Source organism: Immundisolibacter sp., from assembly GCF_041625615.1.
Taxonomy (GTDB): Bacteria; Pseudomonadota; Gammaproteobacteria; order Immundisolibacterales; family Immundisolibacteraceae; genus Immundisolibacter.
The window spans coordinates 1-10969 of the sequence record NZ_JBFJTF010000076.1; the positions used below are offsets into that span (position 1 = coordinate 1).

Annotated in this window: 10 protein-coding genes and 1 pseudogene; 4 read left to right on the top strand and 7 right to left on the bottom strand. The window is 68.2% G+C overall.

Going from position 1 to position 10969, the window contains the following annotated elements; all coding sequences use genetic code 11:
• Both ABYX71_RS07390 and ABYX71_RS07395 read left to right on the top strand, forming a co-directional pair.
• Positions 1-547 (top strand): hypothetical protein (locus tag ABYX71_RS07390; protein ID WP_372695870.1); only part of this gene is annotated, 547 nt, incomplete at its 5' end.
• A gap of 25 nt (positions 548-572) precedes the next feature.
• Positions 573-1484: a sulfotransferase domain-containing protein gene (locus tag ABYX71_RS07395; protein ID WP_372695871.1), complete on the top strand. Its 912-nt coding sequence runs from the start codon at positions 573-575 to the stop codon at positions 1482-1484.
• 210 nt (positions 1485-1694) lie between these two features.
• Here ABYX71_RS07395 and ABYX71_RS07400 read toward each other — a convergent pair whose 3' ends face one another.
• The 5 genes from ABYX71_RS07400 to ABYX71_RS07420 all read right to left on the bottom strand — a co-directional run bounded on the left by ABYX71_RS07400 (position 1695) and on the right by ABYX71_RS07420 (position 7225).
• On the bottom strand, positions 1695-2687 hold the full coding sequence (locus ABYX71_RS07400) for a 2-hydroxyacid dehydrogenase (protein ID WP_372695872.1): 993 nt from the start codon (positions 2685-2687) through the stop codon (positions 1695-1697).
• Positions 2684-4477 carry a SulP family inorganic anion transporter gene (locus ABYX71_RS07405; protein ID WP_372695873.1) on the bottom strand — a complete coding sequence of 598 codons (1794 nt, stop codon included), beginning with the start codon at positions 4475-4477 and terminating at the stop codon, positions 2684-2686. Before ABYX71_RS07405 ends, ABYX71_RS07400 begins: the two co-directional genes overlap by 4 nt.
• A gap of 81 nt (positions 4478-4558) precedes the next feature.
• Positions 4559-5704 (bottom strand): alkane 1-monooxygenase, encoded by a 1146-nt coding sequence (locus ABYX71_RS07410; protein WP_372695874.1) that lies wholly within the window; start codon positions 5702-5704, stop codon positions 4559-4561.
• Between the two features lie 107 nt (positions 5705-5811).
• Positions 5812-6390, bottom strand: coding sequence for a YajG family lipoprotein (locus ABYX71_RS07415; protein WP_372695875.1), 579 nt, complete (start codon positions 6388-6390; stop codon positions 5812-5814).
• 118 nt (positions 6391-6508) lie between these two features.
• Entirely contained in the window at positions 6509-7225 is a 717-nt protein-coding gene (locus ABYX71_RS07420) for an SDR family NAD(P)-dependent oxidoreductase (RefSeq protein WP_372695876.1), read from the bottom strand.
• 250 nt (positions 7226-7475) lie between these two features.
• On the opposite strand from ABYX71_RS07420, the gene ABYX71_RS07425 reads away from it, so the two are divergent.
• Both ABYX71_RS07425 and ABYX71_RS07430 read left to right on the top strand, forming a co-directional pair.
• Positions 7476-8441: a dihydrodipicolinate synthase family protein gene (locus ABYX71_RS07425; protein ID WP_372695877.1), complete on the top strand. Its 966-nt coding sequence runs from the start codon at positions 7476-7478 to the stop codon at positions 8439-8441.
• Between the two features lie 41 nt (positions 8442-8482).
• Entirely contained in the window at positions 8483-9448 is a 966-nt protein-coding gene (locus ABYX71_RS07430) for a dihydrodipicolinate synthase family protein (RefSeq protein WP_372695878.1), read from the top strand.
• 77 nt (positions 9449-9525) lie between these two features.
• Here the strand turns inward: ABYX71_RS07430 and ABYX71_RS07435 are convergent, their stop codons facing one another.
• Together ABYX71_RS07435 and ABYX71_RS07440 are read right to left on the bottom strand one after the other, a co-directional pair.
• Positions 9526-10515: a YbhN family protein gene (locus ABYX71_RS07435; RefSeq protein WP_372695879.1), complete on the bottom strand. Its 990-nt coding sequence runs from the start codon at positions 10513-10515 to the stop codon at positions 9526-9528.
• Positions 10512-10969 (bottom strand): annotated as a pseudogene (locus ABYX71_RS07440) (DUF2334 domain-containing protein); the annotation flags it as partial. The gene ABYX71_RS07435 and the pseudogene ABYX71_RS07440, both read right to left, overlap by 4 nt.

Genomic DNA, 10969 nt, shown 5'->3' on the forward strand with positions numbered 1-10969 from the left:
GGTCGGTAACCTGCTGGCCTACGAGAGCCCGCAGCGCGTGTCCCGGCTGGTGGCGCTGTGCTCGGCCGGACTCAACGTGCAGCCGGCCGCCGGCATTCGCGCCACCGCCATTCCGTCACGCCAGCAGGTCGAGGCACTGGTGCGCGGGTGGCTGCATGACGCTTCGCGCGTGTCGGACGGCGATCTTGCCCATGTGGTCGATACGCTGGTGGCCGCCGCCAATGCACCCGGCGCGCTCGAAAGCCTGGACCCGCTGCTGGCTCAGCAGGAAAACCCGGCGCTGCGGGCACGCTATCTGCTGATGCGCCGGCTGCCGTTCGTCGAGGTTCCGACGCTGGTCGTCTGGGGTGAGCACGACCCGCTCGAACCGTATCCAGTGTGGAAGGCCGAGGCATCGCAGGTCGAGCACGACTTCACCCGGTGCAGCCGGCCGTGGGCGGCGCCACGGGCCCGCTTCGCCAGCTTGCCCACCGGCCACTATCCCCACTGGGAACTGCCGCGCGAAACGGCGCACCTGATCGCGCCGTTCCTGTTGGCCAACGACTGATCGCCCCAAAGGAGCTCCTTCCCTGATGCCCGTTACCGCTCCCATGCAGCGCCCCCGGTCCGTCGGCGAGATGATGCAGCGCGTTGCCTTCATGATCACGCCCGAAGGCATGGGGCGTGCCCTGGCCTTTCAGCCACGGCCGGACGACGTGTTCATCGCGCCGTTCCCGAAAAGCGGCACCACCTGGCTGCAGCAGATCGTGCACACGCTGCGCACCCGCGGCGACATGGCGTTCGAGGAAATCACCCAGGTCATTCCGTGGCTGGAACTGGCCCACGACATGGGTATCGACGTCGAGGCCGGGCAGCCGGCCAGGCCGCGCGCCTTCAAGACCCACCTGGGCTGGGACCAGGTTCCCAAGGGCGCGCGCTACATCGTTTCCGTGCGTGACCCGCGCGATGTGCTGGTGTCGCAGTTCCACTTCTGGAACGGCTGGTTCTACGAGGCCGGCACCGTCAGCATCGACGACCTCGCCATGGGGCTGTTCCTGAACCCGAACGTGCCGTTCAACTATTGGCCGCACCTGCAAAGCTGGTGGCCGCAGCGCGAGCGGCCGGACGTGCTGATGCTGTGCTACGAGAGCATGCTGGCCGACCCCGAGGCGGCCATCCGGCGCATCGCCGCCTTCATCGGCGTGCCGCTGGACGACGCCCTGCTGCGCCTCACGCTGGAGCATGCATCGGTCGACTTCATGCGCGCCCACGCCCGCCAGTTCGACGACCACCTGGTGCGCGAAGCCCGCGACCACGTCTGCGGTCTGCCCCCCAGCGAGACCGGCGGCCACAAGGTGCGCAGCGGCAAGGCCGGTGGGCACGAGGCGGTCCTGAGCGACGCCGTGCGCGCGGCGCTGGACGAAGCCTGGCAGCGGGAGATTGCCGGCCCGCTGGGGCTCCCGGACTACGCGGCGCTGCGGCGGGTGCTGGAGGGGGCGGGGTAGAACGTAGGTGCGCTGCGTCGGGTGCGGCGACGAACGACCCGCAGGCTTCGGCGACGCGTGAGGAAGGGGTAAAGGCCGACGGGCCGTGCCGACCGATGCGAAGCGCCAGGTCTGCAAGGGCATGACGTGACATCGGGTCGTTGCGCCGATTACCCATCCCACGGCTCGCTGGGCTTCGTCCGGCGCCGCACGTGACGGCCGGCGCCTCCGTCAGGCCATGTTCGTCTTGGCCGGGTCGATCAGGCCGTGCAGGCGCTCGCCGCGCAGGTAGCGGGCGATGTTGTCGCAGGCGCGGGCGGCCGATATCTGGCCGCCGCCGGGGGCGCGGGGGGAGTTGTGCGGCGAGCCGAGCACGTTCGGCAGGTCCAGGAACGGGTGGTCCATGCGGAACTCGCCGTGGCGAAAGGGTTCCACCCACCACGCGTCGATGCCGGCGCTGGCCGTGGGGTGCGCCACCAGGAATTCGTACAGCGCCTTCTGGTCGATGATTTCGCCGCGGGCGACGTTGATCAGGCAGGCGTCCGGCTTCAGCAAGGCCAGTTCACGGGCACCGATCAGGCCGTCGGTGCGCGGCGTCAGCGGCAGGCACACCACCAGCAGGTCGGCGGCGCGCATGACGCTTTCGAGGTCGTCCAGGGTGCCGGTGAAGTCGGCCGGGTAGTCGCTGCGGCCGGTGCTGTTGATGGCCTGGATGCGCATGTCGAAGTGACGCAGCAGCTCGGCGGTGGCGCGACCGATGCCGCCGAAGCCGAGGATGGCGGCGGTCTTGCCGCGCAGGGTGCCGGTGTCGCCCAGCTGGTCGAACACGCCCTGCTGCATGCGGTGATGGTTGTAGAGCAGCTTTTTCGACAGCGCCAGCGCCATGGCGAGAATGTGTTCGGCCATGGGCTCGGAAAAGCCGCCGGCGTTGCTGGCCATCAGGCACGCGGAAGGAAACTTCGAAAGATCAATGTGATCCACGCCAGCGCTCATGAATTGCACGAACTGCCATTGCGGTGCCGGCGGCCAGTCGTCGCCCATCTCCAGCTGCGGACGCAGGCACAGCAGCACCTGCGCCTGGGCCAGCGCCTCACGCCGGTCGACGGCGGGCACGTCGTCCAGGAAGCGCACGTGTGCCAACTCACCCAGGCGCGCCTGCACCATGGGCTTGAGTGGGCCATCCAGGGTGCACATGAGGGTGGGCTTGCTGCGGGTGACGGTCATGCCGTGGCCTCCGGGTTCGATGCGTCACGCGCCAGCAGGGTGGTGACGGCGACGTGTGTGCTCAGGTAGATCTCGCCCGGCGGTAGCTCCTCCAGCAGGCCGCTGCGGCGCAGGCGGTCCATGACCGGGCCCTTGAACTCGGCCAGGTGGACGCACACACCGGCCTCGCGCAGCGCCGGCAGCAGGGATTCGAGCATGGCAAGACCGCTGCTGTCGATGTGATTGATGGCGCTGCCGACCAGGATCAGGTGATCGACCTGCGGACGGGCGGCCAGCGCTCCCAGGATGAAGTGCTCCACCCGGGCCGCGTTGGCGAAGTAAAGTCCCTCGTCCACCCGCACCAGCAGCAGCGTCGGCCAGGTTTCGACGCGGTGGCGGGCGACATTGCGGAAATGCTCGGTACCCGGCACCCGGCCGATCACTGCCATGTGCGGCCGCCCGCTGCGCCAGATGTGGATGGCCAACGCCAGCAGGGCGCCCAGCAGCAGGCCGCGTTCGACACCGATCAGCAAGACGGCGGTGAAGGTGGCGGCGAAGGTGAGGCCGTCACCGCGGCTGTAGGCCAGTGTGCGGCGAAAGCCACGCACGTCGATGAGCGGCACTACGGCAACCACGATCAGCGCCGCCAGCGCGGCCTTGGGCAGGTTGCGGAACAGGCCGGTCAGCGCCAGCGCGGTGACGGCAACCAGCAGGGCCGACACCACGCCGGCCATCGGCGTGCGGGCGCCGGTGGAAAAGTTGAGCGCCGAGCGGCTGAAACTGGCCGCCACCGGCAGTGCGCCGCCGGCCACCGCGGCGGCATTGGCGGCACCGAGTGCCAGCAGTTCCTGGTCGGCATCGATGCGCTGACGCCGTCGGCTGGCCAGCGCCTGGCCAATGGAAACGCTGCTGACGTAACTGACCAGCGCGATGAGGATGCCCGGTGCCAACAGCTCCAGCCAGCCGGGGGCGCGCACGAAATCCAGCGACGGCGCCGGCAGCCCGGCCGGAATCTGCCCGACCACGGCGACGCCATCGGCGGCGAGGTGCGCAATGCCCACGGCCAGGGTCGCGATGACCACCATCGCCAGGGGTGCCATGCGGCCGAGCAGGTCAGCCGCCAGCGAGGGCAGCGGCAGGCGCCGGAGGAGGGCGCGCAGCGGGCGACCGCCCAGCAGCAGCAGCGCCAGGCTGGCGAGGCTGATGAGCAGCGTGGGCGCGTGCAGTTCCGGCAGGTGCCGCGCCAGTCCGCCGAGTACCTCGTACACCAGCGGGCCGGTGTCCGACCGCAGGCCAAGCAGCGCCGGCAACTGCGTGAGCACGATCAACACCGCCGCGCCGCTGGTGAAGCCGTCGAGCACCGGCCGGCTGAGAAAGTTAATGAATGCGCCGGCGCGCAGCGTGGCCAGTACCAGCAGCGTGACCGCCGATATCGCGGCCAGTTGCAGCGCGTGCACCACGTTGCCGGCGGGGTCGCCGTGGCTGACGGCGGCCAGGGCGCTGGCCACCATGATGGCGTTGACGGCCACCGGGCCGACGCCGACATACGGGCTGGTGCCGAACAGGGCATAGGCCAGCGATGGCAGCACGCTGGCATACAGGCCGACCTGCGGCGGCAGGCCGGCGACCACGGCATAGGCCATGGCCTGGGGGACCAGCAGGACGGCGGTGACGGTGCCGGCGACGGCGTCGGCGGCGGCATCGGCTCGGTTGTACTGTCGCAGCCAGCGCAAGGGCGGCAGGCGGCGGGCGAGGCGGGCGGTCAGGGCGGGCTTCAGAACGGCGGCTCCGGGTCGGCTCTTTGCCGACATTATCGGCCGCCTATGGCTCCCCGGCACATGCAGCGCCGGGGAAGCAGCAGGCGCGGCGGGTCAACCCCGCCGCGCCAAGGCTCAGTAGACGGCGTCGGCGCGGTAGCGCTCGGGCAGGTTTTCAGGCCGCCCGTGGGGCGCGGCGGCGCCGCTGTCCCAGTACGCCTCCACGCGCGGGTGCATGACCTTGCGCCACAGCGGCGGGATCATGGCGACCCACAGCATGGTGAGGTAGCCGAACGGCAGACGCGGCGCGTCGTTCATCACGCGCAGGATCTGGTAGGGGCGGCCGACGTTGGCGTGGTGGTCGGAATGGCGGTCGATCTGGCAGAAGAACAGGCTGCTGACCAGGAAGCTGTCGTCCCAGGCGTGCGCGTCGCGGATGGTTTCCCAGCCGCCTTCCGGCAGGCGCCGGCGCGCCAGGCCGTAGTGTTCCAGGAAGTCGGCCACCGCCAGCAGGCCACGCGCGAACAGGAAGTGCGCGATGAACAGCGGCAGGGCCAGCCAGCCGAACAGGCTGATCATCACCACCAGCCAGGTCACCGGCAGCACGGTCATCCACAGCATGCCGTTGTGCAGCGACCACGGCGAGCGGCCCTGGCGGCGCAGGCGCTCGGCCTCGATTTCCCAGCCCATCAGTGTCTTGAGCACGATGCTGCGCGGGCCGAACACCCACACGTTCTCGCCGTACTTGGCCGAGCCGGGGTCTTCCGGCGTGGCGACCCGGTTGTGGTGCCCGTAGTTGTGGTAAATGGCGAAGTCGCACATGTTGATGGGCGTGAACAGCAGGATGCCCATCCAGCGGTCGAAGCGCTGGCCGTGGTGCGCCAGCTCATGCGCCGCGGTGGCGCCAAAGCCGACCGCGATCGACGACGACAGCAGCAGGCCGATCTGTTCAAGCGTGCTCAGCTGCCCGCCAGTGAACAGCCAGTAGCTGAAGACGGCCACGGCCCACTGTGCCGGCACCAGCACCCACAGCATGACCCGGTAGAACAGGCTCTTCTCGAGCGCGGCTTCGTCTTCCGGGCGGTGATTGATGTTGTCCGGCCCGACGAACGGGTCGATCAGCGAAACCGCCGCGAACACCATCACCGTCAGCCAGTGCCAGATGCCGCCGCCCAGCAGCCATCCGAGCACCGGCAGCGCCAGCAGGCCGATCAGAGGCCAGGTTGTGACACGGGCGACCACGCTCAACTGCGTGGTGCCGGGTTTCAAGACGCCTTCCATGGTTTTCTCCACGACGTGGAGACGGCCACCCTGGCCGTCCTAACTGCGTCATGGTAACGGGTTCGGCGTCCTTTACAAGTGTTCGGGATGTCGGTGCGGGCTGGCTTTCAGGGGTGGTGGCGCCGCGCCAGCGTGCCCATCAGTTGCGGGTCCGCGAATGCGCGGGTGAGTGCGTTCGACACCGTCTGGTTGACCAGCCGCTGACTGAGCGCCGGTGCCGGATGGAAGGCCACTTCCTGTTCCTGATGCGCGCGGTAGGTCGTGGTGTAGCTGGCATGGCCCGCGACGGCCGCAGCCCGTATGTCGGCATCCACGAACACCGTCTTCTTCATCACCGCGCTCGACAGGTCATACGTGATCTGCAGCACCTCCAGCGTCAGCGTGTTGGCGAGCGGCGTGGGCGCCGGCTCGACGGCGAAGCCGAGGCGTTCGAGTGCCAGCGTGGCTTCCCGGTACACCACGTCCACCACGTTCACGGCCGGGTCAATGCCGGTCACGGCGCCGTTGCGCTGTGCCTCGGTCAGCGGGCGGCGATCGACCACCTGCACGGCCACCGGCGTGCCCTGGCCGATGTTGCGGGCGGCGACGTCGATGGTCGGTTTCAGGTCGAGGCGTTGCGGGGCGGTGCTGCAGGCAGCGACGAGCAGCGCAAGTACAGGCACGAGGAGCAGGGTGGGTGCGCGCATCGGAGGGAACTTCACCGGGGTGGACCGAAGAGGGCGCCTATTGTGCCCGTCCGTCAGGCGCCCGGCCGCAGCGTGACGGATGAATTTCGCGCCGTGGTTACGGTCGGGCGCGAACGTCCTAGAAAGGCTCAACCGCCGGGCGCAGGTCGAGCTCCAGCGTCCAGGCCCTCGGGTCCTGAACATGCAGTTGCCAGTAGGTTTCGGCGATGGCATCCGGCGCCAGCACGGTGTGATCGGCGCGCTCCGGTTGGCGCTGACGCAAGCGCGGCGTGTCGATCTGGCCGTCGATCACGACATGGGCCACGTGCACACCCTGAGGGCCATATTCCCGCGCCATGCTCTGTGCCAGCGCGCGCAGGCCGAACTTGGGGACCGCCAGCGTGGCGAAGTTTTTGCTGCCGCGCCAGGCGGCAGTGGCGCCTGTCAGCAGCACGGTGCCGCGTCCGGCGTGCGCCATGGCAGGCAAAAGCGCGCGGGCGAACAAAAACGCGCCGAGGCATCCGGTACGCCAGGCTGCCTCGAATTGCTCGGGGGTGACGTCGGTGAGGCCGCCGGGCCGGTAGCCACCGGCGTTGTAGATGAGCACCGACGGCTCGCCCAGATCGCGCTCGACCGCCTCGCAGACCGTTTGCACCGCGGCGGCATCGGTGGCGTCGGCGGCATAGGTTTTCAGGCGCGGGCCGAGGTCCGTCAGCTGGGCGCTGGCATGCGACAGGGTGTCGGCGTGCCGCGCCACCAGCGCCAGCGCGAAGCCTTCACGGGAGAATCGGCGGGCCAGCGCAAGGCCCAGGCCGGGGCCGGCGCCAACGATGATCGCAGTGGGCCAAGTGCTCATGGTGCTTACCTCGGGCGTTGTCGGGAACGTTCGAAATCAATCGACCGTCAAGGTCGATGGTACGCCGCCGTGCTCAGCGCAGATTGATTTTCCGGCTGGATTCTGAAAGTATCCGGCGCTTGCCATCCGTCACCAGCAGTGCCCGGAGTGGCGCCGGCTGCCAACCGTTCGGTCCAGGGCTGGACCGGTCGTTCAGTCAAAGTCTTTCAAGAAGTTTCTGAAGCCAAATACCGCATATGGAGTGCGCACCATGCTTGAGTACAGCCGCAACGACGCCAAATCCTGGGCTCTGAAGACCGTCAAGGGCTTTTACCAGTGCCCGATCAGCCCGGTCACGGCCGACGGCAAGATGGACGAAGCCGGTCTGCGCGAGAACATCGAGAAGTTCATCGACGTCGGCATCGACGGCCTGGTGGTCGGCGGTTTCATCTCCGAGTGCTGGAACCTGACCCTGGCCGACTGGTACCGCTATCACGAAGTGGTGGCCGACGCCGCCAAGGGCCGCATGCAGCTGGCCACCATCATTCTCGACCCGTCCGTGCATCAGGCGCTCGAGAAGATGAACTACGTCGAGAAGCTCGGCTTCCAGAGCGCCGAGGTCATCAACCCGGTGGTGCAGCTGCGTTCGGACGACGAGATCTACGCCTGGTACAAGTACCTGACCGACCGTAGCAACATGGCCGTGTGCCTGTACCGCACGGCGGTGTCGGGCAAGGTGATCGGCTTCGACCTGATCAAGCGCCTGGCCGACCTGGACACCGTCGTGGCCGTCAAGCAGGGCAGCCTGGTGCGTGCCGAGACGCTGAAGCTGCGCCGCATGGTGCGCGAGGACTTCATCGTGTCCGACCCGAACGAGGCGGTGTTCCTGGACGACCTGCGTCGCGGTGGCCAGGTGGTCTGGGGCGAGATGTCCTACCTGGTCTACGGCAAGAAGCGCGCCCTGATCGACCAGTACCGCCAGCTGGCGGCCGAGGGCAAGTGGGAAGAGGCCCACCAGGTGTCCGAGCAGCTGGCGCCGGTGCGCGAGTTCCTGGAAGACATGCTGGTCTGGGAAATCGTGAAGACCGCGACCTACGCCGGTGCGGTCGGTGGCATCAAGGTGTGGTTCGAGGCGCTGGGCTTCAACGCCGGCAGCCTGATCCCGCCGGTTGCGCCGCCGAGCGAAGAAAAGAAAGAGTGGATCCGCGGCAAGGTGCAGGAGTTGGGCCTGGTCTGACCAGGTCTGCCTCGGTCCCGATAACAGCGAGGAGATGAGCGATGCCGGATTACAGCCGTAAGGACGCCAAGGCCTGGGCGCTGGAGAAGGTCAAGGGCTTCTACATGTGCCCGATCAGCCCGGTCGGTGACGATTTTCAGTTCGATTACGCGCAGTTGCGCGAGAACATCGATCAGTTCATCGACATGGGCATTGAGGGTCTGGTGGTCGGCGGGTTCATCGCCGAGTGCTGGAATGTGCCGCTGCGCGAGTGGCTGAAGTACCACCAGGTGGTGGCGGAAGCCGCGCGTGGCCGCATTCCGCTGTGGACCATCATCCTTGATCCGTCTGTGCACCAGGCGCTCGAGAAGCTGGACTACGTCGAGAAGCTTGGTTTCGAGGGCGCGGAGGTCATCAACCCGGTGGTGCAGATGCGCACCGACGATGAGATCTTCGACTGGTTCAAGTACCTGACCGATCGCAGCAACCTGGCCGTTTGCCTGTACCGCACGCCGGTGTCGGGCAAGGTGCTGGGTTTCGACCTGATGCGCCGCCTGGCGGACCTGGACACCTGCGTGGCCGTCAAGCAAGGCCACCTGGTGCGGGCCGAGACGCTGAAGCTCCGACGCGACCTGCGCAAGGACTTCATCGTTTCGGATCCGTACGAGGCGGTGTTCCTGGACGATCTGCGCCAGGGCGGCCAGGTGGTGTGGGGCGAACTGTCCTACATTCTCTACGGCAAGCTGCGACCGCTGGTCACCGAGTACCGGCGGCTGGCGGCCGAGGGCAAGTGGGAAGAGGCCTATCAGGTCTCCAGCAAGCTGGACCCGGTGCGCGACTACTACGCGGATGTGTTCCTGTGGACCGTGGCGCAGACGGCGACCTATGCGTCGGCGCTGGCGGGCCTGAAGGTGTGGTTCGAGGAGATCGGACTGCACGCCGGGCGCATCATGCCGCCGGTGCGTGAGGCACCGGAGCCGTTCAAGCAGGAAATCCGCGACACGCTGCGCAAGTTGGGCGTGGTCTGATACCTGTCAACGGCTGAGATATGAACCCGGTCACCGCGCGGCGGTGGCCGGGTTTTTTTATGCGCCGCCCGCCCGGTTCACGTCGGTGGCGTGTCCTGCCAAAGGCGGCGGCCGACCAGGGTGGCGAAGGGCACCGCGCCGGCAAGAAGTAGCCAGTAGTACGTGGCAAAGCGCCAGGCCAGCAGCGCCGCCGCCAGTGTGGCCGCAGGCAGCCACGGCGCGAGCAGTGCGCCAATGCCCACTTCCACGCCGCCACTGCCGCCCGGCAGCAGGGTGGCCTGGCCGGCGCCGAAGCTGATCATCTGTATCAGGAACAGGTACGACCACTGGACCGGCTCCGCCAGGCTGCGCACGATCCAGTACAGCACGCTGTAGCGCAGCAGCCAGTGGCCCATGCACAGCAGGTACACCAGCCCCAGGCGCCAGCGCGCCAGGCCAAGAAGCAGCGTGAGTCCGTGACGAAAACGCAGGATCCAGCGCGCCAGCTGGCGCCGTCGGCTGGCCGAAATGTGCAGGCGATGCAACACACGTCCGGCCCAGAGCAGTACGCGGCGGTAGTCGCGCACGGTCAGCCACAGCAGGGTGCAGCCGCCGATCAGCAGTGACAGCAGGACGCCGACGGCCCAGCCGACGTGCAGTTCCTGGGGACCGGCCAGCAGCAACGGCGAGATGATCAGCAGTGCCGCCAGGAAGAACGTCAGGTCGAGCGCCTGGTCGAGTGCGTACATGGCCGCTGCCTGGGTGTTGTCCACCCCGCATTGGCCGACCAGGTATACGTAGGCCAGCGCGCCGCCACTGCCGGCGGGCGTGGCATTGGTGGCGAACTCGATGGCCATGATGCGGCTGATGGCGCGCGGCAGACCGACGCGTTGGCCGAGCCCACCGAGCACCAGGCACAGGCGGCTGGCGTTGATCACCCATCCTGCCGAGACGCTGCCGATGGCAACAAGCCATACCTGCAGGGACAGGTTGCGCAGTTCCGGCAGCAGTGCGCTGCCGCCGATGAACACCGGCACCAGTGCGCCCACGGCCAGGGCCAGGGCAATCAGCAGTACGGCGCGTTTCAAGCGGCCAGGTCCAGCCAGGTGGATTTGGTCAGCGGGCGGCGATGGCGCAGCAGCGCACGCAGGGTGTCGGTCCAGAAGCGCTGGGCGCGGTCGTGTTGCATGTCGACTGGATGAAGGCCCAGACGCAGCAGGGGGGTGTCACGGTAGTGCGCCAGAAGGGCCTGGTTGAAACCGCGCGAGACCAGGCGACGCGCGGCGCTGCGGGCACTCCACACCAGGCCCGGGGCGGGATAGGTACGCCCTCGGTGCAGATCGATCAGGGTGCGCGCGGTGCTGGTGTAGCGCAGGCCACACTCGGCCACTGCCGCGCGTCCACCTGGTCCGAGCAGCCAGGCCGGCGCCACGAACCCGGCCGGTCGCCAGCCGAACTCGGCGAACAGTGCCAGGCCGCGCCTGAGCCGTTCGACCGCCGCGCCCCGGCCAAGACGGTAGAACTCCGCCTCGCGGGTGTATA